The 24,721-nt window shown below is 73.2% G+C and carries 13 protein-coding genes; 2 read left to right on the top strand and 11 right to left on the bottom strand.

Annotated features, from left to right (window positions below):
- Positions 1 to 12 precede the first annotated feature (12 nt).
- Positions 13 to 1,482, bottom strand: a complete 1,470-nt coding sequence (locus ACFXOZ_RS20695) for a hypothetical protein (RefSeq protein ID WP_380591875.1) — start codon at positions 1,480 to 1,482, stop codon at positions 13 to 15.
- An 11-nt stretch (positions 1,483 to 1,493) separates the two neighbouring features.
- Complete coding sequence (locus tag ACFXOZ_RS20690) at positions 1,494 to 2,972, bottom strand: peptidoglycan DD-metalloendopeptidase family protein (RefSeq protein ID WP_380591879.1); 1,479 nt, start codon at positions 2,970 to 2,972, stop codon at positions 1,494 to 1,496.
- 468 nt (positions 2,973 to 3,440) lie between these two features.
- Between ACFXOZ_RS20690 and ACFXOZ_RS20685 the strand changes: the two genes are divergently transcribed.
- Entirely contained in the window at positions 3,441 to 3,797 is a 357-nt protein-coding gene (locus ACFXOZ_RS20685) for a beta/gamma crystallin domain-containing protein (RefSeq protein WP_375894624.1), read from the top strand.
- Between the two features lie 200 nt (positions 3,798 to 3,997).
- Here ACFXOZ_RS20685 and ACFXOZ_RS20680 read toward each other — a convergent pair whose 3' ends face one another.
- The 7 genes from ACFXOZ_RS20680 to ACFXOZ_RS20650 form a co-directional block, all read right to left on the bottom strand.
- On the bottom strand, positions 3,998 to 5,626 hold the full coding sequence (locus ACFXOZ_RS20680) for a hypothetical protein (protein ID WP_380525751.1): 1,629 nt from the start codon (positions 5,624 to 5,626) through the stop codon (positions 3,998 to 4,000).
- A gap of 22 nt (positions 5,627 to 5,648) precedes the next feature.
- Positions 5,649 to 6,587, bottom strand: coding sequence for a hypothetical protein (locus ACFXOZ_RS20675; protein WP_380591873.1), 939 nt, complete (start codon positions 6,585 to 6,587; stop codon positions 5,649 to 5,651).
- Positions 6,584 to 7,075, bottom strand: a complete 492-nt coding sequence (locus ACFXOZ_RS20670; protein WP_380525755.1) for a hypothetical protein — start codon at positions 7,073 to 7,075, stop codon at positions 6,584 to 6,586. The genes ACFXOZ_RS20675 and ACFXOZ_RS20670 overlap by 4 nt, the downstream gene beginning before the upstream one ends.
- A gap of 75 nt (positions 7,076 to 7,150) precedes the next feature.
- Positions 7,151 to 11,581 carry a discoidin domain-containing protein gene (locus tag ACFXOZ_RS20665; RefSeq protein WP_380591871.1) on the bottom strand — a complete coding sequence of 1,477 codons (4,431 nt, stop codon included), beginning with the start codon at positions 11,579 to 11,581 and terminating at the stop codon, positions 7,151 to 7,153.
- On the bottom strand, positions 11,578 to 14,283 hold the full coding sequence (locus tag ACFXOZ_RS20660; protein WP_380591869.1) for a DNRLRE domain-containing protein: 2,706 nt from the start codon (positions 14,281 to 14,283) through the stop codon (positions 11,578 to 11,580). Before ACFXOZ_RS20660 ends, ACFXOZ_RS20665 begins: the two co-directional genes overlap by 4 nt.
- A 5-nt stretch (positions 14,284 to 14,288) precedes the next feature.
- On the bottom strand, positions 14,289 to 18,824 hold the full coding sequence (locus ACFXOZ_RS20655) for a DUF6603 domain-containing protein (RefSeq protein WP_380591867.1): 4,536 nt from the start codon (positions 18,822 to 18,824) through the stop codon (positions 14,289 to 14,291).
- Between the two features lie 12 nt (positions 18,825 to 18,836).
- A complete protein-coding gene (locus ACFXOZ_RS20650) occupies positions 18,837 to 20,144 on the bottom strand; it encodes a ComEC/Rec2 family competence protein (protein WP_380525763.1) in 1,308 nt (435 codons plus the stop codon).
- Between the two features lie 230 nt (positions 20,145 to 20,374).
- Here ACFXOZ_RS20650 and ACFXOZ_RS20645 point away from each other — a divergent pair, with 230 nt between their 5' ends.
- Positions 20,375 to 22,078: a hypothetical protein gene (locus ACFXOZ_RS20645; protein WP_380591865.1), complete on the top strand. Its 1,704-nt coding sequence runs from the start codon at positions 20,375 to 20,377 to the stop codon at positions 22,076 to 22,078.
- Positions 22,079 to 22,172: 94 nt separating this feature from the next.
- On the opposite strand, the gene ACFXOZ_RS20640 is transcribed toward ACFXOZ_RS20645, so the two are convergent.
- Positions 22,173 to 23,942: an FAD-dependent monooxygenase gene (locus tag ACFXOZ_RS20640; RefSeq protein ID WP_380591863.1), complete on the bottom strand. Its 1,770-nt coding sequence runs from the start codon at positions 23,940 to 23,942 to the stop codon at positions 22,173 to 22,175.
- Positions 23,939 to 24,712 (bottom strand): bifunctional 2-polyprenyl-6-hydroxyphenol methylase/3-demethylubiquinol 3-O-methyltransferase UbiG, encoded by a 774-nt coding sequence (gene ubiG / locus ACFXOZ_RS20635; RefSeq protein WP_375894649.1) that lies wholly within the window; start codon positions 24,710 to 24,712, stop codon positions 23,939 to 23,941. The genes ACFXOZ_RS20640 and ubiG overlap by 4 nt, the downstream gene beginning before the upstream one ends.
- Between the last annotated feature and the right edge of the window lie 9 nt (positions 24,713 to 24,721).

Here is a 24,721-nt window from a genome sequence, read left to right as displayed (position 1 = left end):
CTGCCGGGGGTGTCAGCCCACGGCGGGGCCGGCGGTGGTGTTGAGCCAGGCCCAGTCGGACCAGGTGGAGAAGCCGGTCTGCCACTTGTGGTAGACGCCGGCGCTGCTGGCGCCGAAGACCTCGATCCGGCCGTCGGCGTTGGCGGCGGCGAAGATCTCGGTGCCGCCGCCGCCGAAGCCGTCCCACTGGCCGTAGGGCGCGTTCACGCCGGTCTGCCAGATGTGCTGCGCGGTGGTGCCGTTGATGGCGAAGGCCTCCACCCGGCCGTCCGGGGAGCGCTCACTGGTGATCCGGGAGTCGGCCGGTCCACCGGCGGCCTCCCAGCCGGACCAGGTGGTGGGGTTGGTCTGGTACTTGTGGAAGACGCCGGTGGGGCCGGAGGCGAGGACTTCGAGGCGGCCGTCCTCGTTGTGGTCGACGGTGAGGGCGCGTCCGCCGCCGCCGAAGGTCTCCCAGGCGGACCAGCCGCCGCTGGGGGCGGTCTGCCACTGGTGTTGGAAGGTGGTGCTGTTGAGCGCGAAGACCTCCAGTCGGCCGTCGGGGGCCTTGCCGAGGCGGACTTCGCTGTCGGCCGGTCCGCCGCCCGCCGATTCCCAGTCGGACCAGCCGCTGTTCGGCGCCGTCTGGTACTTGTGGAAGAGGCCCGCCGGGCCGGAGGCGAAGACCTCCAGGCGTCCGTCCTGGTTGGCACCCGCCGCGAGGTCGTGGCCGCCGCCGCCGAAGGTCTCCCAGTTCGACCAGGTGCCGGAGGGTGCGAGCTGGTAGCGGTGTTGGAGGGTGCTGCCGTTGAGGGCGAACATCTCCAGGCGTCCGTCCGCGTTCGGGCCGATGGCCAACTCGGCGCCGCCCGGGCCGCCCAGGGACTCCCAGTCCGACCAGGCGCCGTTCGCCACCGTCTGCCAGGCGTGCGAGACACCGTTCGTGCCGGCCGCGAACACCTCCAGGCGGCCGTCCGCGCCGCGCGCCGACACCACCTTCCCGGACTTCGCCGGGTAGACCAACGGCGCCGGGCCCGGGTCGTGGTGGCCGAGCCGGTCCACCGCGGCCTGCGCCGCACCGAGGTAGCGCTCGTGCGCGCGCTGGTTGTAGGTCGACCAGGGCTGCCAGTTGGTGCCGCCGTTGGAGATGCGGTACGCCGCGTTGGCGTTGCACTGGGCGTCGAAGGCGCAGGCGTCGCTGACCTCAGGGTGCCAGTAGTCGTTGATCTCCCACAGGCCGCGGTCGCGGGACGGCGGGGTGTTGTTCTGGACGTTGGACGCCGAGGGGTTGCAGCTGGACTCGGCCATGCCGACGGCGATCGCGGTGACCAGGGCGTCGCCCCGGAAGCCCGCGGTGTAGCCGACCTCGGCGCACAGGTCGATGCCGGCGGCGGCCGGCGCGGGCGTGGCGCCCGCCGTCAGGCCCGCCGCCACGCCCAGCGCGGTCAGCGCGGACAGCAGGACGCGGCGGGGCGCCCGACGGGCGCGTGGTGTGCTGGTCACGTGAGCTCTCCTCAGTTGACGGCGGGGCCGGCGGTGGTGTTGAGCCAGGCCCAGTCGGACCAGGTGGAGAAGCCGGTCTGCCACTTGTGGTAGACGCCGGCGCTGCTGGTCCCGAAGACCTCGATCCGGCCGTCGGCGTTGGTCGCGGCGGTGATCCCGGTGCCGCCGCCTCCGAAGGTGTCCCACTGGCCGTACGGGGCGTTCAGTCCGGTCTGCCAGATGTGCTGCGCTGCGCTGCCGTTGATGCCGAAGACCTCGACGCGGCCGTCCGCCGTCGGCTGGCTGGTCAGCCGGGAGTCGGCCGGTCCGCCCGTGGGCTCCCAGTCGGACCAGGTGGTGGGGTTGGTCTGGTACTTGTGGAAGACGCCGGTGGGGCCGGAGGCGAGGACTTCGAGGCGGCCGTCCTCGTTGTGGTCGACGGTGAGGGCGCGTCCGCCGCCGCCGAAGGTCTCCCAGGGGGACCAGCCGCCGCTGGGGGCGGTCTGCCACTGGTGTTGGAAGGTGGTGTTGTTGAGCGCGAAGACTTCGAGTCGGCCGTCGGGGGCCTTGCCGAGGCGGACCTCGCTGTCGGCGGGGCCGCCGCCGGCCGATTCCCAGTCGGACCAGCCGCTGTTGGGTGCGGTCTGGTACTTGTGGAACAGGCCCGCCGGGCCGGAGGCGAAGACCTCCAGGCGTCCGTCCTGGTTGGCGCCCACGGCGAGGCCGTGGCCGCCGCCGCCGAAGGTCTCCCAGTTCGACCAGGTGCCGGAGGGTGCGAGCTGGTAGCGGTGTTGGAGGGTGCTGCCGTTGAAGGCGAACATCTCCAGGCGTCCGTCCGCGTTCGGGCCGATGGCCGACTCGGCGCCGCCCGGGCCGCCCAGGGACTCCCAGTCCGACCAGGCGCCGTTCACCGCCGTCTGCCAGGCGTGCGAGACACCGTTCGTGCCGGCCGCGAACACCTCCAGGCGACCGTCCGCGCCGCGGGCCGACACCACCTTCCCGGACTGCGCCGGATACACCAGTGGTGCCGGACGCGGACCGGTCCCCGGTCGGCAGGGCATGGTGATGCCGCGGTCCGCGAGGTAGGGGACGGGGTCGGTGCGCACGGTCGCGTTGGCGTCGGCCCAGACCCGCAGGTGCAGGTGCGGTCCGCTGGCCTGGCCCTCACTGCCCATCAGCGCGATCTGCTGACCGGCCGTCACGTGCTCGCCGACGGCCACGTCCCGCTCGCGCATGTGCCCGTACTCGGTGATGGTCCCGTCCGGGTGCAGGATGCGGATCCACTGGCCGTAGCCCTGTGCCGGCCCGGAGGCCGTCACCTCGCCGTCGCCCACCGCGTAGATCGGGGTGCCGTAGTCGTTGGCGATGTCGATGCCGTTGTGCTCCTGGCTGTAGCCCTGGGAGATCTGGCCGCGGGCCGGGCAGGACGCCGCGAACCCGGCCACCGCCGTCGGCGCGGCCCCGGCGGGCGCGGCCGGTACGGCCACCGGCAGCAGCAGCGCGGCCGCCATCAGCGCCAGCCGGGGAAGGGAGCCCGGCACCGCTCGGCCCCTCACGCCGTACACCGGCGGCGAGCCCTACGACCGGGGTGGTGCGCGGTCATCCTGACCTCCTGAAGACGCGTGGCAGCGGCCCCTCCGGACCGCCCGGGGCACGCTAACCACCCGCCACCCACCCCGGAACCCGGAACCATCCGGACTGACACCACCGCCCCGCCCCACCGACACTGCCCCCCGGGCGCGAGGACGCCGCCCCGTCTCCTCCCGGCAGGCCGCGACACGTCATCGGGTGAACCCACCGGAACGACACGCCCCACGCCTTGCCGAAATTCCGGAGGGAAATGACCGAGAACGCCGTGCGCCAAGGTCTGTTCGATTGACCCTCATAAAGGCGTTCCGGATACTGATCGAGCACGACGCAACGGAAACTCGTTGTGGAGCGGACTCCGATTATTCATGTGATCCGACTGGGGAGAATCCATGTTCTCGAATGTCAAGAAGGTCGTGGGCTCGATGGCCATGGCCTTCGCCGCGGCGGCCACCCTCACCGTGGCGGTGCCGTCCGGCAGTGCCTTCGCCATCGACCACATCCCGTGCGACGGGAGCCGTAATGACTTCCTGAAGATCTGGTCGCACCTGGACGGTCGCGACAGCGTGGACTGCTATGCGAACGGTGGGGAGATCGGCTTCGGCGGGTGGTGGGTCGACCGGATCTCCACCGGGAACAACGACCTGGTCTACTCCGACGCCAACGGCGACTCGGTGCGGGTCAACCGTTGGACGGACATCTCGTACCCGAACCACCCGCCGAAGGTGAACTCCATCAAGATCCTCTGACGAACCGGCGGAGCGGGCCCCCGAACGGCAATTCTCCGACCGTAGTACCGCCACTCCCGGAAGAACCCGGGACTTGGGTCGCCGTCGAACTCTCCGTAACGTGAATTCGCTCCCCCCGGCTCACCGGTGCCGGCCACGCCCTCCGGGCGCGGCCGGCACCGGCCTGTGCTGCCGTGCTCTTCCGGGGCCGGTGGCTGCTCCTACGTCAGCGCGTCGCTGCCGCCGAGCGGGGTCCAGGTGAGCGCCAACCACGCGCCCGTGCTCCCCTTCTGCGCGGTGACCCGGATCGTCTGCCCCTTCTTGACGGGGACGACCACGCTGTCGCCCGGGAACGTGCCGTTGTCCTTCCACCCCGACTGGGCGGTCGAGGACTGGTAGTCCACGCCGCCGACGTTGACGGTGATGCGGTGGTGGGCGTGCAACTGCCAGGCGCTGGACGACGTGTCCGCCCGCAGGCTCTGGAGCCGGACGTGGACGAATCCGTCGCCGCCCGCGGCCGTGTAGGTGCGGTCGGCGAAGCCCGACAGGTAGTCCGAGAACAGTGTCTGGGCGGCGCCTATGGCGGTCACGGCCTGTTCCACGGCCAGCTTGCTCTTGACGGTGACGGTGCCGGTCGTGGTCCCGTCGGCGGCGTAGATCTTCGCCGCCTTGAGGGAGTAGCCGGAGTCGATGGTGACGTCCCGGTTCGCGGTGACCGTGTTGTTGGCGGTGACCGGCTGCTTGAAGTCGACCTTGCTCTGGAGGTTGACGGTGCCGGTCGTGCTCCTGCCGGAGGACCAGATGTGATCGGTCCGCAGGACGTACGCGGACTCGACGATCACGTCGGCTTTCGCGGTGACGGTGCCGTTGGCGTTGAGGGCGCCGCTGGTCGTGAGGGTGGTGGCGTTGACGCCGCCGTTGGCGTTGATCTGCCCGGCGACGGTCAGGGTGTTGCCGGTGGTGACGGTGACGTTGCCGTCGAAGGTGGTGGCGCCGATCGTGGTCTTCTTCCCGGCTTTGTTGTCGGCGGTGAAGGTCTCCGTCACCGTCACCTTGTCGCTCGCCGTCACCGTCCTGGCGACGATGTCCGGGTCCTTCACCGTGACCGTCGTGGACAGGTAGTGGTGGACGTCCTGGCCGTCGGCGCCCTTGGTGCGGGCGTCCAGGACGAACGTGGTGGTGTCGGTGAGTTCGTGGGTCTGGTGGCTGAGGCCGGTGACCTTCACCGGTGCGCCCTCGTCCCAGGACAGCCAGTACTCGGTGCCCGCCTCGCTGCCCTCCCACCGCAGGGTCGCCCTGCCCTTGTTCGCCACCCGCGGCTGCACGCTGGAGAACGCGCGGAAGAAGAACGCGGAGGCGTCCTCACGGTGTTTCCCGACCTCGGGCGTGTCCACGGGGCGGTCCTCCCAGTCGTTGTCGGTGGCGGTGTGGGCGGTGACGGTGAGCCGGACGTCGCCGGGGGTGCGGGCGACGGGGATGGCGGAGATCTTGAGCGTGAAGCGGCGGCCCGCGTCGAAGGTGACCTGGTTGCCGGGGGCCTCGGGGGTGCAGACGAAGGTGAGGGAGTTCTCCTTCGAGGGGCGCTGGACGATCAGCCAGGTGCCCTGCCCGCCGTCCTGGTTGCCGTCGATCGGCACGGGGTTGTCCGTGAGGTCGGTCGGCGCCGTCCCGATGGGCAGGGACACGGTGATGGAGCGGCACTCGACGTCGGGGCTGCCGTCGGGCTTGGAGAAGGTCAGGCGCAGGACGCCGTTCTTGGTCTTGCTCGGCGTGGAGACCGGAAGGGGGTTCGGGCTGGGCACGCACTCGGCCTGGAGGCGGCCGTCGGGCGCGAGCGGACTGGTTGCCATGGGATGGGGGCGCCTCGGGTCGTCAGCTGATGGTCACGTCGCCGGTGAAGTCCGTCGTGCGGGCCCACGTCCTGCGCGCGTCGGTCCGGTCGGCGGTGAAGGTGTCGTGGACGGCGAGCCTGTCGGCGGCGGTGAGGGTCCTGGCCAGGACGTCCGGGTCCTTCACGGTGACGGTGGTCGAACGGTAGTGGTGCACCGTCTGGTTGGCGGCGTTCCGCGTCTGCGCGTCGAGCACGAAGGTCGTCGTCCGGGTGAGCGCGTGGGTGGTGTAGGTGAGCGGGACGGTGGAGGGGAGCCGCTTCGCGGGCTCGTCGTCCCAGTAGAGGTAGTACTCGCTGTTCTGCGGGGTGCCCTCCCACTCCAGGACGGCGGCCTGCCCGTGGGCGACCCGGCCGACCCGGCTGGAGAAGTTCCGCACGTAGAACTCGTTCGCGAGCTTCTCGACCACCGGCACCCCGGTCGGCCGGTCCGCCCAGTCGGTGCTCCCCGAGCCGGGCCGCGTCGTCTCCGTCACGGTCAGCCGGGCGGCCCCGACCGTGCGGTTGACCGGGATGTTCGACAGCAGCAGCGTGAACTCCCGCCCGGCGCCGAAGGTGGTCTCGCCGGACGGCGGGGTGCAGGTGAAGGTGATCGAGGTGACCTGCCCCGGTGCCGTCGGCTCGGGCGGCACGGTGGTGCGCTCGATGTCCCACTCCGGCCCGCCGTTGTCGCGCGGGTAGTCGTCGATGTCGTCGGCGTGGGCCGCGTCGGTGTTGAGGGACAGGTCGCCGGCCGCGGTGCCCACCGGAACGGTGACCCTGAGCGCGCGGCACTTGACGTCCGCGCTCCCGGCCGGCCTGCGGAAGGTCAGGAAGACCGTCGCCCGCTTGGTCTCGGTGGCGGTGGAGACGGTGACCGGGTCGGGGTTGGTGTCGCAGACCAGGTCGAGCAGGGCCCCCGCGGCGGCCATGACCTCGATCACTCGCCCACCACCGCCACCGGCAGCACGGTGCTGCGCCGCGCGTAGGCGCCGGAGCCGGTCGCCGTCTCGTCGCTGATGCGCAGCTGGACGGTGCCGGGCGGGCCGGTGAGCGGGATGCGTTCCAGGACGAGGGTGAAGTCCTCCCGGTCGTCGAACCCGGCCTTGCCGCGCGGGCCTTCGGGGGTGCAGGTGAACACCGTGCGGCCGGGCTCCGGGGTGGTCGCGCGGATGTGCCAGCCGCGGCCGTGCGGGGCCCGGTAGGCGGTGTCGATGCGCTCGGCACGGGCGGTGAGGGCGTCGGCCCCGTCCCCGATCGGCACCTCGACGGTGATGCTGCGGCAGTCGGGGACGCCGTCCGCGGCCGGGTTGCGGGTGACGGCGATCTCCAGCCGGGCCTGCCGGGGGTGGCCCGCGGTGGCCCGGACGAGGTCGGGCGGGGAGGTGGTGAGGGTGTAGCGGAGCAGGTCGGTCGTGGCGGTCACGGCCATGCGGCGCGGTCCTTCCGGTGGTGGGTGGCGGCCGGGGTCGGGGTTCGGCGGGTCAGCGGACGAGCGGTCGGCGGGTCAGCGGGCCGGGGGGTTCGGCGCGGCCGGGTGGAGCTGGAGGTAGCCGGCCCGGGCGGTGGGCGCCGGGTCGTCCGGGTGGCTGAGGTGGTCGGCGGGGAACAGCGGCCGCTCGTCCCAGTCCAGGTCGTCCGTGGCGGTCGCCTGCGGCTGGGCCCAGCTCCAGGTGCCGTAGCGGGCGGACAGCGGCGGCAGGAGGAGGGCGGCGTCGTCCGGGTCGCAGGTGACGGCGAAGCGCCGCATGCCGAAGACGCCGTCGGCGCCGGTGGTGAGGCGCAGGCGGACGTACCGCGCGGGGACGGCCTCGTCGAGGGTGTGCTCGTTCACCGCCTGCTCGGCGTCGTAGGGCAGGTGCCGCCAGCCGTTCGGCTCGCCGCGCTCCGAGTACTCCAGCACCGGGTTCCCCGGCCGGTGGGAGCCGTCGGCCGTGCCGGTGAGCAGGGAGTACCCGGCGAGCCGCTGGACCGACCCGAGGTCGAGCACGACGGTGCTCCCGGCGGCCGGTGCGCCGAGGCTGCGGAACTCGGCCGCCGCCGGGGCGCGTCCGGCGATGTTGCCGAGTGGGTGCGCCGGGTCGACGGCCATGGTGGTGTCGAGGCGGCGCAGGTCGCGCGTGGTGGCGAGCAGCGGGTTGAGCCGGAACGAGGCCCGGATGGCGCCGAGCGCGCGGTGCACCTGCTCGGCGTCCAGCCGCAGGGCGTGCACGGGCAGGATGTCCGTGGTGGCGTGCACCGGCAGGTGCGGGTGGGCGATCATGGTGACGCGCCGGAAACGGCGCCGGACGGGCGGGCGCGCGGGCAGCGCGAGGTCGCCGCCGTCGGTGACCGGGTCCAGGTAGTCGCTGTCGGCGGCCGGGTCGAGCGCGCGCAGCAGGCCGTAGTCCACCCGCTCGCCGGGCGCGCCGGCGAAGTAGCCGATCAGGCCGTCGTCGAGGCGCTCCGGGTCGCCGAGCCGGATGTTCCAGTCCTCGTCCTCGTGGGCGCCGGTGACCGGTTCGAGGACGGTGTCCCAGGACGGGTCGGTCGGCAACTGGTGGTGGAGTTCGAGGTCGAGGGTGGCGTGGACCAGGGCGACCGGCCGCCCGATCAGCCGGGCGGGCAGCGGCCCGGACTCGGGCGCGGTGTCGACGATGCCCGCGACGCTGCGGTCGACGGTGGCGACGAGCGCGCGGAACGCCCCGGCCGAGTCCGGCCGGTCGATCAACCCGGCCAGGAAACCGGCGAGTTCGGGATGGTCGGCGAGGAGCCGGGGGTCGGTGTGCCCGGTGTACGGGGAGTGCGGCAGCGGGACGCACCTGGCGGCCTCGCCGGAGTCCGGGGTGAGCACGATCCGTACGTCCCCCACGGCCGCGCCGTCCGGTGCGTACACGCCGAGGGCCTGGTCGAGGTGGTTGACCAGCAGCCAGCCGGCCAGGCCGTCGCTGCGCCCGGACGGCTCCTGGGTGAAGGCCAGCCGGGTGTCCTGGAGCAGCCGGGGCGGCAGCTGGACGAACCGCTCGGGGTTGACCGGCGCGGGGTCGGTGTACAGCGCTCGGCTCGGGGTGACCGAGGCGGTGAGCACCGGGTACTGGTCGTACCAGTTGCCCTCGTCGCCCGAGGTGACCAGGTCGACGCAGCGGCCGAAGCGGTCGAGCAGGCGCAGGTCGGTGAGGAACAACTGCCCTGCGCGGATGGGCTGGTGGCGGTCGGTGAACGCGCCGGTCGCCGGGTCGGGCACGTGGTTCTGCGGCCCGGCGAGCCCGGCGACCGCGCCCTCGACGGGCACCTGCGCGCCGCCGTCGAGCTGCAGCAGCCAGTCGTTGAACCCGTCGAGCGTCTGCGACAGCACGTCCAGCGGCTCCAGCTCCCGGCGCAGTCCGGCCAGCGCGGCGCGGTCGGCGCCCGGGTGGCTGGCCCGGTAGCGGGCGAGCTGTTCGCGCAGCACGTACACCGTGGTGGGCGCGAGGTAGGCGCGGGAGCGGAAGAGGCGGTTGAGGACGTCGCCCTCGCTCTCGAAGTCCGCCGCCAGGGTGCCGGTGCCGTCCCAGGTGTAGTGGTGGGCGTCGATGCCGTCATCGGGCGGGCTGAACGTCCAGTGCGTGGTGCCGTCGCTGCGGTAGGGGGTGGGGAACCAGCTGAGCTTCCACATCAGCGTCATCGGCAGCCAGGGCTGCCGCCAGGGCGCGGTGTACTCGGCGAGCGGACCGCGCGCGCGGGTGGCCGGGCTCTCCACGACGGCGTGCAGCGCGGTGCGGGCGCCGTCGGCGGTGCGGGCGGCGCGCTCCAGGAGGGCGAACTCCTTGAGCAGTGCCGCGCAGGCGGCGGGCAGGCCGGTGAGGCCGGGGTCGGGCGGACTCGCCTCGACCGGGCTCCAGGAGGAGCCGATCATCACCTCGCGCAGCAGGTCGGTGCCGAGTCGGCAGGGCAGCGGGTTGTCGCGGTCGCGGGTGAGCGGGACGGTGCCGCCGCCGCTGCCGTTGATCAGCAGGACCGGTTCGGCGGGCTTGTAGAAGGCGTCACCGGGCTGCCGCCGGAGCTGCAGGCCCGGGTCGAGGCCCCGCTCGGCGGCCCAGGTGTCGGCGACGTCCTGGAGGTCCTGGCCGGGCTCGGGCCACGGGATCAGGCCGCGGAGTTCCTCGATGCGTCGCAGGGCGTCGTCGGCGTCCTTGGCCGGGCCCTCGTTGGCGGGCTCCAGCAGCCGGTCGCACTCGTCGTCGAACCCCTCGGGCAACTGCGAGGGCCGCTCGCCCTCCGGCAGGTGGCGCAGCCAGTGCAGGGCCCACACCCGCCACTGGTGCTCGGTCAGTTCACGCAGCCGGGAGTCGTGTTCGGCCTGGTCCGCGTTGAGCCGGGCCAGCCACTCCGGCGCGACGGCCGGCGCCCGGCGACTCCCGGCCCCGGGGTCCTGATCGGGACGGGCGAGGATCTGCCAGCGGTGACCGCCCTCGCTGCCGGAGAACCAGCTGCGCCGGGTGGTCTCGGCGAGGTCGCGGTCGCCGTCCGGGCCGTCGAAGGTGTCCAGGGTGCCGTGGTAGAGCGCGTTCAGCAGCTGCGCGGTGCGCGGCGAGTCGTGCTGCGGGTCGCTCTGCCGGTCGAACAGCTCGGCCGCGGCCTCGCCGGTGCTGTGGCCGAACGCGACGTCGGTGCGGTTGGGGTCGGGCCGACTGTCCTCGGGGGCGTCGCCGTCGTGCCGCCACTCCAGGCCGAGCGCGGTGCCGTGGTAGACGCTGCGCCCGAGGGCCGGTGCGGCGGTCACCTCGAAGGTCCGGACGGCGACCGGCTCCGGTCCGGCCTCCAGCAGCCACAGTTGGACGTACCGGGCCCGGACGGGCGCGGCGGGGGAGTACTCGAGGACGGGCGTGCCGGCGTCGTAGTCCTGGTGGTGCGCGGCGGGCCAGTCGGTGCCGTCCACCGAGGTCTGGATCCGGACGGCGGGCAGCAGGTGGGCGTCGTCGGGGTCGCCGGCCAGGACGCGCAGCGAGCTCACGTCCTGGACGGTGCCCAGGTCGACGGTGATCCGGTCCGAGCGCACGGGGGCGTTCGCGCTCAGGTAGTAGGTGTCGTCCTGGTGGTCGAGGAGGTGCTCGACGCCGTGCCCGGCCGCCGCACCCAGGCCCCCGGCGACGGCGGCGCCGCGCCCGGCCAGGGTCCAGCCCAGCGCCGCGACGACCTCGGCGGCGGAGTCGGGGGAGGCGTCCGGCGGCAGCAGCCCGGGGACGGCGGCCGCCGCGCGGAGGAAGTCGTGGTCGGTGTCGCTGTACCACCCGGCGACCAGGTAGGAGAGTTCGGCGTCCGGCGGGTAACTGTCGCCGTGTGCCGGGTCCCTGAGGTCCTGGAGGTCGTCGTGGAGGGCGAACACGTTCTCGTGGTACGGCTCGAAGGCGGCGAAGTTGGGCAGTCCGGCGCCGGCGGCGTTCAGGAACAGCGACCGCTTGGCCTCCGGCTCCCGCCAGGGGGTGCCGGGCGTCAGCACGTGGCGGCGGCCGAGCCAGTCGACCTCCGGCTCCTCGCGGCGCGGGTCGACGAAGCTGTTGATCGCCTCCTTGTCGTCCCAGGAGGCGCCCTCGTCGTCCGAGTACAGGTAGTCGCTGTGCACCACCCAGCCGCGGACCTTGCGCGCGCCGCGCACCCACGCGTAGCGCACCACCAGCCAGCGGTTGGGCACCAGCGGGAAGTGGGTGTCCTGGCCGTCGTCCGGTACGAAGCCGTCGGTGAGCGCCTCGGGCAGCTGCCACTGGAGGTGCACGCCCTCGAAGCCCGCGTCCCCGCCGACCTCCTTGCCTCCGGTGAAGGCCTCGGGTTCGGCGGCGCCCCGGCCCTTGGTCTTCGGCTGGGTGCCGAGCATCCGGTCGAAGCTCGGCTGGGGGCGGTGGAAGGGGTGCAGGGTGCGCACCTTCCGGTTGACCAGCAGGGCGTGCACCTGGACGGGCACGATCAGGTCGGTGTCGCTCATCGGTCGGAGTCCCCCGCGTTCGAGGTCGGCGTGGTGGTGACGATCAGGGCGGGGCGGTGCGAGGTGCCCTCGCGGGAGGTGATCACCGCGAGCTCCCGGGCGGCCTGGGCCTTGGTGAGCGCCACCGAGACCCGGCCGCCGGTGCGGGCGCGGACGTGGTCGGTGACGTCGAACTCCAGCCAGGTCCAGGCGTCGACGGCGCCCAGGCGGGCCCGGGCGAGCGGCTGCGCGGAGAGTTCGGGGCGGTCGGCCCAGGCGAGCGCGGACTCCGCCCAGTCGTTGCCGGTACCGTGCAGCAGCAGGTCGAAGCCGCCCGCGTCCCTGGCCGCCGCGTGCACCCGGACGACGGCCCGGGCGATCCGGTCGGCGGGCGGGAGCCCGGTGGCGTCGAAGCGCAGGTAGGCGATCCTGGTGACGGAGCTGGCCGGCCCCTCGTTCTTGACCATCAGCTCGTGGCGGGTGCCGTCGACCGGGCCCTGGCCGTACTGGACGAAGGTGTCCGCCTCGCACGGCAGGTCGGTCCGGGGAGCGGGCAGCAGCAGCTGCTCCAGCGGCGCGTTGACGAGTTGCAGGGCGAAGCGCCCCGGTGACAGGTCGCTCCCGCAGGCGGTGGCGAGGGCCGGCAGCAGCCCGCCGTCGCCGTGCAGGGTGAGCACGTCCGGCAGGCGCCCGCCCTGGCCCGGGCGCAGGTGGTCGAAGACGGTACGGCCGCTCGCCGGGTCGGGGAACTCGGTGCCGGTCGGGTAGCCGACGGCGCTGCCGATCAGGTGGCGCAGGCTGATCCGGGCCTCGGAGTTGACGCCGAAGTGGATGCCCTGGCCCGGCTCGCGGATGCTCACCGAGTCCGGGACGGCGTCCCACAGCACCAGCAGGAGGTCGGGGGCGAGGTGGTCCCGGCGCAGTTCCTCGACGGGTTCGCCGGCCCGGGTGGCGATCAGGTCGAACACCGGCCAGGCGCGCACGAGTTCGGAGTGCATCAGCAGCCCGGCGGCGGGCAGGCGGGTGCCGTCGCGGAACCGGCGTTCGCGCAGCAGGGGCGCCAGCGCGTGGTCCGTCGAGGTGTGGGCGCCGACGTCGGCGGCGCCCGCGACCAGCGCCTCGATCCAGCCCTCGTCGATCCGGAACGCCCGCAGGCTCTCCGGCGGCAGGAGACGCGGATCGGGCACCAGGTGCGGGAAGGGCACCCCGCGCAGCAGGGCCAGGCGTTCCAGCCAGTCCGGCGCGGTCGGGGTCACGGCCTCGGCGACCGCGGCCAGCGAGGCGCGGGCGCGCGGGTCGGCGAGCAGGGCGGCGGGCCGGACGCGGGCGGGTCGGACGCGGGCGGTCCGGGCGGCGGGGGCCGGGGCCGGTGCGCGGCGCGGCTCGCCACCGAGGGCCTGGACCAGCCGGGCACCGAGGCCGGCCGCGGCGAGTGCGCCGAGGGCGGTGTCGCCGGGCAGGGCGTCCGGGTCCTGCCGGGCCCGGACCGGGTCGGCGCCGAGCGCGGCCAGGGTGGCGGCGCGGTTGGCCAGGGCCCGCCGGGCTTCGACGATCTCGGTGCTGTACTCGGGGTCGGCGAGCGCGATGGTGCGGCCGAGCGTCCAGGCGGCGGCGTAGCTGACGTCGAAGACGCCGTACGCCGGGTCGTAGACCAGCGCGTGGTCGGCCGTGCTGTGCGGGCCCTCAACGGCCTCGCGCGGCAGTTCGGGGGCGGTGAGCGGGGTGAACGGGCCCCGGTACCAGGCGTACGTGGACTCCCCGGCGAGGGTGCGCTGGGGGAGGGCGGTGTAGCCGTGGTGCAGCCGGGTGCGGATGTGGCGCTCGGCGGCGGTGTCGCCCCCGCCGGCGGGCGGGGTGTGCCGCAGGGCGAGCCGCTCCGGGTCCGCGGTGCCGGGCGCGACCAGGTCGCGCAGCAGGGTGCCGGGGTCGAGGGTGCCGTCGGGGGCGTTGGTGAAGGACCAGGACCACAGGCTGCAGAGCCGGATGTGCCCGGCGTCCGCGAGCGTGCCGGGTTCGAGCCGGTCGAGGTGGCCCTCCAGCGAGACCAGGTGGACGGCGTAGCTCCCGGGCGTGCGCGGGAAGCGGTTGGCGGCCAGGACGGCGTACGCGCCCTCGGTGAGCACTTCGCCGTCGTCCCGGCGCTGCGGGGCGAGTTCGACGTCGCGGACGTGGGTGAGGTCGAGCAGTTCGGCCTTGCGCGGGGCGATCGCGTGGAACACCCCGATCGGCAGGTCGATCGTCCGGCAGGGCAGGGTGTCGTCGATGTCCCCGCCCAACTCCGGCCCGACGGTGCCGGGTTCGGTGGGGCGCCGGAGTTCGCCGACCGGCCGGTCGGTGAACTCGCCGGCGGCGGCGGGGTCGTCCAGCGCCTCCCCCTCGGCGAGCAGCAGCAGTGCCAGCCAGGGGGCCGGTACGGACCGCTTCGCCAGGGTCCGTTCCCAGGGCAGGACCGCGCGGGTGAGCGTGACGTGCGGCAGCACGTGGGTGTACCGACCGGCGGCGCCGGCGGCCGGGTAGAGGGCGTGCACCGAGCTCGGGTCGAGGTGGAAGCGCGCCGCGCGGATCTCGTACCGGCCCTCGGCCGGGGGGAGCTCGGCGGCGGTGTCCAGGGGCCGGCCGTCCTTGCTGAGCCGGTGCTCGACGGTGACGGTGTAGACGCCGGCGGTGGCCTTGGGGACGAGGTGGTCGTAGAAGCTGACGTCCAGGTCGGGGCGGGTGGGCACGGCGGTCACCTCTGGGCTTCGGTCAGCATCGGGGCGTCGGTCAGGGAGTGGCCGAGGAGCTCGGCGGTGCGGTCCAGCGGGCCGTCGCTCCCCGGAGCGAGGCCGAGGGCGGCCAGCGCGTCGTGCACGGCGGTGCGCTCGGCGGCCGCCCCGGTGAGGGTGCGGGTGATCACACCGACACCGTCCTCCTCGAAGACCGGGGCGGGCCCGGCCACGGACCCGTCGCGCAGCGGCATCCGGCCGGGCGGCAGCCCCTCGACGTCGAGGGCGGCGGAGGGCACCGGGCCGACGCCGAGCTGCCGGGTCGGGCCGGGGACGTCGATGGTCAGCCCGGTGAGGCAGCCGTCGACCAGGCCGTCCTGGTCGAGCGCCTGGTTCGGGTTCGCCAGCGGCCGGCCCCAGAGCGCCTGCGGCAGGCCCTCGCGGGAGGCGGTGATCTCCCAGCCGGCCTCCTGCCAGCCGTAGCGCCGGCCCTGCTCGTCGAGGATCTCGACGATCTGCTCGCAGACCACGCCGGTGAGCTTCATCGGCCGGATGTCGATCCGGGCGGTGTCGCTGCCCGCGAACAGGTCGCCGTTGAGGGTGATCCTGGACGCGGGCAGGGCGGACTCGACGGCCGTGGTGAAGCCGTCGATCCGGACCAGCTCCGGGGCGGCCGCCGCCTGCCGGGCCGCCGTCTCCGCCTCGGTGACGTCGGGAAGTTCGCCGCCCTGTTTCAGCGCGGCGCGCGAGGGTGCGGGCAGTTGGAGCTGGAACTCCTCCCAGTCGGCGGCCGGCGCGCCCTTGCGGTCGGCGCCGAAGCCGAGGGTGAAGGAGATGAACCAGACCTTGACCTTGGCCCGGCCGCCGATCGGCGGCAGCCACAGCTGGAGGTCGACGCCGACCTCCAGCGAGACCCGGATCCGGACGAAGAGCACCTTGACGGTGGCGGCGACGCCGATGCGCAGGCCGAGCGCGAGGTCGGCGTAGAACGGCTTCCACTGCACCAGGGCGTGCACGTAGGCGGTGAACCAGGCGCGCAGGTTGATGCCGTGCCCGTTGTCGTAGACGGCGGCCAGCTCGCCGCCGATCATGAAGGCGCCGTCGGTCAGCGCGGCGTAGGCCTCGGCCCGGATCGACACCGGGCCGCGCTCCCACAGCCAGCCGATCCGCGGCGGCCTCGGGTAGTGCGCGGGGACGCGGAAGCGCGGGTGGTAGCCGCCCGCGGTGAGCACGAAGCCCTTCGGGACGCCGGGCAGGCTCTTGCCCCACACGTAGAGGGAGACGCCGCCGGTGAGCTTCGCCTGCGGGTCCAGCAGGTAGGAGCCCTCGGCGATGACGGTGTCCATGGAGAAGCGGCCGAGCGCGGAGTCGTAGGCGAAGACGAAGTCGACGACGACCTGGCCGAGCGGCTTGCCGAAGAGGAGCGGTGCGGCTTCGCCCTGGGGTGCGGCCTCGCCGTGCGGGGTGAGCTCGCCCCGCCGCGCCGCGGTGCCGCCGGCGCCACGGGTGGGCGGCAGCGCGAGCGAGGTGCTGCCCGCCAGGACGGCCTTCCAGCCGGCCGGGCCCCACTCGACCAGGGCCACCGCGCGGGCCTGGATGAACCGGTAGACGGTGAACTCCATGCCGCCGGCCACCCAGTACTGGCCCTGCGCCGGGGTCACCCAGCCGCCCTGCCCGACCAGTCGGTCCAGCGCCTCGGTCGGGGACAGCTTCTCGACCTCGCCGCCCGGCTCGCCGGGCGCGGCGCCGAGCCGCTTGACGAAGGGGAACTCGCTCACCTCGTGGGTGGCGGGCAGCCGGACGGTGCTGTTGACGCCGAAGCCGAGCACGACGCCGGTGAAGGTCACCGGGCCGACCGTGAAGAGCCCGTTGATCCGGTTGCGGCCGGCGACCAGTTCGGCGTAGCCGAAGACCGAGTCCCAGCCGGCCTTGTTGCGCGCCCAACTCCCGGCCAGCTGCAGGACGATGAGGTCCTGGATCTCGATCCGTCCGGCGGCGGCGAAGGCCGGCTCGAAGTCCGGGCCCGCGTCGATCCGGGTGAAGGCCCCGGCGATGACCACCCGGGGCGGGCCGGTCCGCTCCAGCGCCAGGCTCGCGCCGCGCAGGGTCGGGGTCAGGGACCAGTCCGTGTCCAGGCCGAAGCCGAGCCCGAGCAGGTCGACGGTGAGCGGGCCGACCGCCATGGTGGCGTCCAGCGCGATCACCAGCCGGCCGTCGACGACGGCGACGCCCAGCCGGTGCAGCCGCACCGGGCCGAGCACGACGCCGAGTTCGCGGGCGGAGCCGTCCTCCTGGGCACGGGCGGCGATGGCACGGGCGGCGATCGGGCCGCGCGCGGTGAGCGCCCGCCCGGGCGGGGAGGTGACCGGCAGGACGAGCGGGTCCTGCGGCTCGCCGCCGATGCTCAGTTCGATCTGGACCGCGACCCCCGGCCGGGCCGCCTCGCCGACGGCGAAGCGGGGCAGGCGGCGTTCGGCGGCGCCGTCCAGCCCGTCCAGCAGGGTGTTGAGGGCGCGGGCCTGCTGGTCGTTCCACCCCTCGGGGGCGGAGGTGACGGCGAGCCCGGGCAGCGCCAGGTCCGAGCCGGGCGGGACGGCGTCGCCGACCAGGGGCAGCCCGGAGGCGCGGGCGTCCAGCCGTACCCGGGCCGCGGCGGTGGTGCGGCGCGGCTTGCCCTGGCCGGAGCCGGGGCGGGTGGCGTACACCCAGCCGGTGTGCTCGGTGGTGGCGGTGAGCAGCACCTGGCCGGTGGCGGAGTCGTATCGGACGGCCAGGGCGGTGAGCGCCGGCTCCAGGGCCTCGGGCAGTCGGGGCAGGTCGATGCCGAGCGCGGCCACCAGATCGGTCGGGCGGACCCCTTCGGGGGAGGACCAGGTGCCGGTGACGGTGGTGCCGGTGGCGTCCTCGCGGTAGTCGACGGCGAAGACCAGGGTGCGCGGCCCGGCCGTCCGTACACCGGCCGGAGCGTCCTCCTGGCGCAGGTCCTCCCCGAGCAGCTCCTCCCCGCCGTCCGGCTCCTCGGTGCCCGCACCCGGGACGACCACGGTGAGCAGGCCGGTCACCTGCTTCTCGTAGCCGCCACCGGTGGGGCGCCGGGTGAGCACCGTGGTGAGGGTGAGCACGGCGTCGGCCTCGCCGATCGGGAACGCCAGGGCACCGCCCAGCGCGATCTCCTCGCCCGAGCCGTCGAACTCCACCGACAGCGAGAGCAGTTCGAGTTCGTCGAAGAGTGCCGGGACGTCGGCCTCGAACACGCCGAAGAGGTCGGCCGGGGTGAGGCCCGTCGCCTGGCCGAGGAAGCGCCAGACGCCGTCCTGGTACTCGGCCGACACGCCGACCTGGCCGCCGCCCAGCTGCCAGGCCGTCTCCAGCTCGCCGGTCCAGCCGTCACCGTCGACGGTCAGGGCGAGGTCGAGGTCGGTCAGCGCGACCCGGCCGGGCAGGACCTCCCAGGGGCCCTCCACGGAGAGGTCCAGGCCGAACGCGGGTGCGCCCTTGCCGGCGGTCCCCTCGAAGCGCAGCTCGGAGACGGTGAGTTCGGGCAGGCCGAGGCCCGGGAGGTAGGCGGCGGCCAGCGGGGCGAGCGGCACCGGGGCGAGCAGCCGGGCGACCGCCCGGAAGTCGGGCAACCGGACCTCGGCGTGCGCCTCGGTGTCGCCGGCGAGCGTGAGGGTGCCGCCGAAGAGGCTGCGCACCCGGGGGCGGCCCACGTGGGTCACGGTGAACTCGGCGAACAGCCCGGACACGCCGAGAGCGCCGGGGAACAGGTCGAAGGTGGTGTCGAGCTCGATCCGCACGCCCGCGGAGACGATCGCCGCGGTGATGCCCCGGGCCTGGTCGGCGGGGTGGAAGGTGACGGACAGGCCGCTCATCGCCAGCGGGCCGATCCGGCCGAACTCCTCGGGGATCGCGAAGTCGCCGGCCCCCAGGCCGGGCCCCAGCACCGCCAGGTCGGCCAGGTCGCGCAGCGGGACGTCCGCGAAGTCGCCCGCCAGGCTCCAGGCGCACCCGGCCTGCTCCGGGCAGAACCCGACGGCGTAGCCGCGCTGTTGCGGCCCCGCGCCGGGCAGGGGGAACTCGGCGCCGATGCCGTTGCGCGGGCGGGCGTGGTCGTCGGTCCGGTCGTCGTCGATGGCGGCGGTGGCGTCGAGCAGCAGGTGGAGGGTGTCGAAGCCCACCGTGCGCAGCACCGCCGGATCCAGCTCGCGGTCCAGGTGGCCGGCGGGCACGGTGAAGTCGGGCAGCGAGACGTCGATCTGCAGGCCGGTGACCAGGGCCTCGTCGTCGTCACCGGCCGCCGGGTCGTCAGGGTCCCGGTCGGTGGCGAACCACACCAGGGCGGGCAGCGGTGTGGCGGCGCCGGAGAGCAGCAGCTCGCCCGCGACGCTCAACTCCTCGGTGAGCGCGACGGACCGGGCGAGGTTCAGCGTTCCGGCGCCCAGGTGCCGCTGGAACAGTTCGCCCGCGGTCGGCAGGTCGAGGTCGGCGGCTCCGAGGGTGAAGGCGCCTCCGTCGGACGCCTCGATCCTCGCGCGCAGTGCCGCAACGGACAGCCCCATGGTCAACTCTCCTTACTTGTAGGTGAGCCGGTAGGTGCCCGGGGTGCCGTCCGGGTCGATGGTCAGGTGCCAGTCCCAGCCGCGGGGGTCGGGCTTCTTGCCGGTCGCGGCGTCCTTGACGTTGTTGAGCGTGGTGCACACGCCCGCGACGCCGACCTGGTCCCGGTAGTGGTACGGCCCGGTGCCCTTGATGACGTCGCCGGACTGCCCGTAGTAGGCCACGCGCGGGAGTTCGCCGTCCGCCGGGTTCGGGGTGACGGTGGGCGCGGGCTTGTGCCGGTCGTCGGCGATCCGCTGGAGGTGGCCGAACCCGGGGATCCCGGTGCCGCCGAACTCCCGGGTGCCCGAGCTGACCAACAGGCCGTCGGGGTTGATCAGTCGGACCCAGGGCGCCGTCGAGGAGTAGCTGCTCCCGTGGTGACCGACCTTCAACCAGGAGCCGGCCTCGCGCTTGAGGTCGGGGTCGTCCTTGTACCTGGCCACCAGGTAGTCCTCGGTCTCCTCGCCGGCGTCGGCGGTGAGGATGACCTTCTGCCGTTTCCCGTCCTTGTCGGGGGCTCCCTGGAGCATCAGCACGATGCAGTCGGTGTTCGCCTGGCTCTCCGCGGTCGGCGCGTCCGCCTTGCGCTTGCTGCCTCCCAGCGGCCAGAAGCCGTGCGGGAGGGCCTCCAGGCGGGCCAGGGTGCTGCCGGTGGTCCTGCGCTTCTTGGCGGCGACGCTGGCGGTGGTGCGGGTCTTGGAGACGCTCGCGGAGATCACGTAGAGCTTCGGGGTGGTCGGGCCGTCCGGGAGGCCGTCGAGCGGCAGCAGGAGCGGGGTGGCGGGCATGTCCTGTTCGACCGGCTCGGTGGCGATGGTGTGGGACGAGCCGTCGCGACCGTAGGTGGTCCAGTTCTTGAGCATCAGGTTGAGGCCCTTGCCGTGCCCCAGGATGTCCTTGGTGTAGTCGCCGGGCTTCCCGGTGTACCGGATGTTCCGGATCGTGTAGCGCAGTCGGCGCTTCTTCGTGGCCGTGTCGACCGGCGCGACGAGGTCCTGGACGTAGCGGTAGTGGTCGCGGTCGGGGTGACTGAGGATCAGGTAGTCGATGGTGTTCGGGGTTTTCAGGTTCTTCAGGTAGCCGTCGATCTTCTCGATGACCCGCTCCGACATGGACCCGGCCGTCGCCAGGGGGCCGCCGCCCTTGTGCCCCTGGCGCTTGATGCTCCCGCAGTCGATCAGGACCGAAGCCACGCCCTGGGTGTCCTTGCCGTCGGCGTAGAAGATCAACAGGGTGCAGTCGCCCTGCCCCACATTGAAGAAGACGGCTTCCACGGGCATGGCGAACTCCCTCAGTCCGTACGGCTGATGATCACTGGTCGAGGAGCAGCGCCCATGGTCGCACGTATACATCTTGGCGGAGCCATGACTTCCCGGACTGATCGAAACTCTCCGAGAATTTCGGTGATCCGATCGAAAGCATTCTCTTTCTGACACGGCGCAGACATCCAACCTCGGGCGCACCAGCGGGAGTTGTTGACGAAATCAGGTCCTCACCCGAGTATCCGAGAGTGCTGCCGAACACCTCCCCCTCCGATCCCTTCGACGCGGCCGCAGGACCGCCCGGCCTGCTGCGGGTCGAGTGCGTGCCAAGCCCGGACCCGCTTCCCGTCTCGACACCCAGCAAGACCAAGAACGGCGTCCTCAGCCTCACTTTCTCCAAGCCCGACGGCGCCGCGGACGTCAGATGCCGGTCCATCACCGTCTCCCTCCCGGTGGGGACGACCGCCGCCGACCTCGCCAGCAGCCCCGCCCCCCTCGACGGCAACCAGGACGGGGGCCAAGGGAGTTGGCTGATCGTGCCGCAGCGCGGTGACGAGGCCGTGGTGTTCACGTGCACCCCGGAGGGGCCGGGGAACCAGGTGACCTTCGACGCCACCCGCCGTTTCACCCTCAAGGTCTCGGCGATCCCCGTCGTCCGCACCCCCGGCCACGCCGCCCTCACCATCACCGAGCACACGACCCCCGCCACCAGCGACGATTGGGCCGACCGCACCGTGAGCACCGACCCCGTGGAGAAGCACCTCGAAAGCCCGTCGGCCTTCCACTTCCGCGGTTTCGCCGCCGAGAGGCCCCAGATCGTCAACGACGGGAAGGCGACGGTCGTCCTGCGCTGGGAGGGCAGCGAGGCCGGCACCGGCTACTGGCTGGCCTGGGACGACCGCCCCCCGATCGAAGTCTCCGGCGGAAGCCACCCGGTCGGCCCCCTCACCGACACCACCACCTTCGTCCTGGACGCCCGCACCAAGGACGCCCAGGGCAAGGACGTCCACCACTACCTGTCCACCACCGTCACGGTGAAGAACCCCGACATCGCCGCCAAGACCCTCTCCGCCACCGACAAGGTCACCGTGACGGACACCTTCTGGGCGGACAACAAGAACGCCAGGAAGACCTGGGCCCGCAACACCGCCTTCGAGGGGGACGTCACCATGTCCGGCAAGCTGACCGTCGGCGGCGAACTGCAGGCGGACGGGAACGTCACCGTGAAGTCCGACAAGGAGCTGAAAGCCGGCAAGGTGACGGCGGGCGGAGTGATCACGGCGAACGACGGCCTGACCGTCAAGTCGGACAAGACGCTCAAGGCCGCCGCCCTGGCACACCCCACCGCGGGCACCGCGATCAAGGTCAACGACACGCTGCTCTTCCAGGGCACCGCGGGCCTGAGCATCCCCCAGAACGGCGGAGCGATCACCGTCTACGGCGCGCTCACCGCCAAGGCCGGGGCCCAGGCCGGTGAGGGCGAGCTCACCGCCAACGGACCGCTCACCGCCAACAAGACCGTCAAGGTCACCGGCACCCTCACCGCCAACGGCAGCGTCTCCTTCGCCACCGCACTCTTCGGCAGCCCGACGCGGAAGAACTACCCGACGTCGTCCGTCAAGCCGCGCTCGACCAGCAAGTGGACCATGACGGCCGACCGGAACGGCTTCCTGGTGGTCGAGGCCGCCAGCTACGAGTGGTTCAGCGACGACGAGAAGCACGGCCGCAAGCACCGGGTCTACGTCGAAGCCCCCGGGATGACCTACTACTTCGACCTCGTCGCCCACGGCAAGAAGACCCGGCAGAACACCCAGGGAGTCTGGGACAACATGACCGTCCCGCTCGCCCGCAACGCCACCGCCAAGGTCTGGATCGAGGACATCGACGACGTCGCGAACGCGAACGGCAACGTCCAGATGAACATCTGCTGGTACCCCATGGGCGCCGTCTGACCGTCCCCTCCCCACCCGGGGAGGCCGGCCGGTCCGACGCACTGTCGGACCGACCGGCCTCGGCGTCCCCCCGAAGGGGCCGCCCGGCGGCGGCTCAGACCGCGGGGCCGGCCGGCGCGTGCAGGACGGCGGCCAGCACCTTGGGCAGCTCGCCGGCGGAGTCGGCGGTCCGGGCGCGCCAGGCGACGTGTCCGTCCGGGCGGACCAGGACGCCGCCGTCGGCGTCGACCTCGCGCAGCCGGTCCCAGGCCCCGTACGGGTCGCGCAGGCCCTCGGCGGAGCCGATCGTCCGGACCGTCACGGGCACCCCGGTGAGTCGGGCGGCCTCGCGGGCGGCATCGTGCCAGCGGTCGCCGCCGCGGCCGGTGAGCAGGACGAAGCGGCCCCGCCCGACCACGTCCAGGGTGGAGCGGCGGCGGCCGCCGTCCTCCAGCCAGGCGTGCGGCAGACGTGCGCCGGGCCAGGTGGTGGGCTGGTAGTACAGCTCGGGGTCCCGGTCGCCGACCGGCTCGGGCGTGCCGTCGTCGACCCGGGCACCGCTGCGGTAGCGGTAGCCGATCTCGACGCCGTGCGCGTTGACCTGGTAGTTGATCCGGTCGGTCGCGGCGGCCAGGGCGGCCCGCCGGGCGGCGGCCTCCTCCGTGTCGTCGGCGAGGCCGCGCAGCAGCTCCCACTGCTCGGCGGCGTCCTGCCCGGCGGTGAAGCCCAGCGCGGCCGGGATGCCGAGGAAGTCCAGCATGCTGCGCACCGCCCGGTCGACGATCTGTCCGCCCACCGGCAGCCGCTCGGCCTGGTAGGTGTCCAGCAGTGCGGGCGAGGCCGAGCCGTCGAGCACCAGCTTCAGCTTCCAGCAGAGGTTGAAGGAGTCCGCGACCGCCGAGTTCAGCCCGAGGCCGTTGGTCGGCGGCATCTGGTGCACCGCGTCGCCGACGCAGAACACCCGGCCGTTCGCGTAGCGGGGGGCGACGACCGCGTTGACCTCCCACGGCGAGACGTTCTTGATCCGGACCTCGACGGACGGGTCGCCGATGCTCTCCCGGATGTGCGCGAGGATCTCCTCGTGGTCGTCGCGGTCGAACTCCGCGCCGTGGTCGAGGAAGCGCAGGTAGACCCACTCGTTCCAGGGGCGGATGCTGACGAACACCCGGCCGTCCTCCGGCGGGTTGCCGGGCACGGCGCCCATGTAGAGAATGGCCGGACGGTCCTCGCAGTACTGCGAGAGGTCCGCCTCGAACCAGACCGAGGCGACCTTGGCCAGCCCGGTGGCACCCTCCACGGTGAGTCCGGCCTGCTCCATCACCCGGCTCTTCGCGCCGTCGGCGCCGATCACGTAGTCGGCGCGCACGGTGTACTCCAGGCCGGACTGCCGGTCGGCGACCACGGCCGTGACCCCGTCCTCGTCCTGCTCCATGCGCAGGAACTCGTGACCGAAGCGGAGCTCGCCGACCGCGGCCTGCCGGACCCGCTCGACCAGCAGCGGCTCCAGCCGGTGCTGCGCGAGGTTGCACATCGTGCTCGGACTGGCCGCCAGGTAGTCGCCGATGCGGTCCGGGCCGTTGCCGTAGGCGTCCAGCCGGCTCACCTCGGGTCCGGCGAACGTCGACATGAAGACGTGGTTGGCCAGCAGCGGGCTCGGGGTCGCCTCGGCCATCACCTGGTCCTCGGCGCCGAGATCGCGCAGGATCTCCCCGGTGCGCTGGTTCAGCAGGTGCGCGCGGGGGGTGTGGGCCGTGCCCGGGTACTTGCCGACCACCAGGTGCGCGACGCCGTAGCGCGAGAGCGCCAGCGAGGCGGTCAGGCCGGCCGGGCCGGCGCCGACGATCAGTACCGGGACCCGGACGTCGGGGGCGGTGGTGAGGGTCACTGGGCAGCCTTCCGTGCGTAGCCGGCGTAGATCACCGACGTGTCCTTGTGCACGCCGAGCTGGAACTGCCGCCCCAGCTCGCCGTACGTGATCTCGCCCCGGGCCCGGCGGCGCATCGCCTTCAGCAGCTCGAACTGCGGCCGGGTGGAGGCGAATCCGACGAGGTCCTGATTGGTCAGGTCGTGCGCGCGGAACACCGCGTGGAGCTCGGCCGGCTTGATGAAGCTCTTCCAGTCGTGCAGGTCCTTGGGCGCGAAGCTGACGGACTTCCAGTCCTGCGCCATCTTGATCATCGCCAGCTTGGACCGGAACGTCCGGTTGATGGTGTCGTAGAGGTAGTGGCCGCCGGGCTTGAGCACCCGTACGGCCTCGCCCACCGCCCGGTCCACGGAGGTGACGTGCTCCAGGGTGTCGCAGCAGTACACCAGGTCGAACGTGCCGTCGGCGAAGGGGAGTTCCTCGGCGAAGCCCTGCTGGTAGGTGATCTCCAGCCCGGACTGCCGGGCGTGCTCGCCGGCGGCCTCCAGGGACGGGCCGGACGGGTCCACGCCGGTGACCCGGCACCCGGCGCCGGCGAAGAGCTCGGCCAGCAGACCGCCGCCGCAGCCCACGTCGAGGACCTTGAGGCCCTTGAGGTCCAGCCTCAGCCGCTGGGTGAGGACCTCCTGGAAGTAGGCGAACCGGGCCGGGGTGAAGGCCTCCAGCGTCGCGAACGGCTGGTCGTCGTGCCACCAGGAGTGGGTGTTGTAGACGTCGTTGTCGACGGGCATGGTGCGACT

The sequence above is a fragment of the Kitasatospora sp. NPDC059160 genome (genome assembly GCF_042755465.1).
In the GTDB taxonomy this organism is placed as follows: Bacteria; Actinomycetota; Actinomycetes; order Streptomycetales; family Streptomycetaceae; genus Kitasatospora.
The sequence above is the reverse complement of the archived record's forward strand: the minus strand, read 5'-3'. Positions and strand labels throughout refer to the sequence as shown.

Bases quoted from the DNA above. Each gene is read 5' to 3' on its own strand.
- ACFXOZ_RS20655 (WP_380591867.1), bottom strand. From the start codon at position 18,824: ATGGGGCTGTCCGTTGCGGCACTGCGCGCGAGGATCGAGGCGTCCGAC.
- ACFXOZ_RS20680 (WP_380525751.1), bottom strand. From the start codon at position 5,626: ATGGCAACCAGTCCGCTCGCGCCCGACGGCCGCCTCCAGGCCGAGTGC.
- ACFXOZ_RS20670 (WP_380525755.1), bottom strand. From the start codon at position 7,075: ATGGCCGTGACCGCCACGACCGACCTGCTCCGCTACACCCTCACCACC.
- ACFXOZ_RS20650 (WP_380525763.1), bottom strand. From the start codon at position 20,144: ATGCCCGTGGAAGCCGTCTTCTTCAATGTGGGGCAGGGCGACTGCACC.
- ACFXOZ_RS20690 (WP_380591879.1), bottom strand. From the start codon at position 2,972: ATGGCGGCCGCGCTGCTGCTGCCGGTGGCCGTACCGGCCGCGCCCGCC.
- ubiG (WP_375894649.1), bottom strand. From the start codon at position 24,712: ATGCCCGTCGACAACGACGTCTACAACACCCACTCCTGGTGGCACGAC.
- ACFXOZ_RS20685 (WP_375894624.1), top strand. From the start codon at position 3,441: ATGTTCTCGAATGTCAAGAAGGTCGTGGGCTCGATGGCCATGGCCTTC.
- ACFXOZ_RS20665 (WP_380591871.1), bottom strand. From the start codon at position 11,581: ATGAGCGACACCGACCTGATCGTGCCCGTCCAGGTGCACGCCCTGCTG.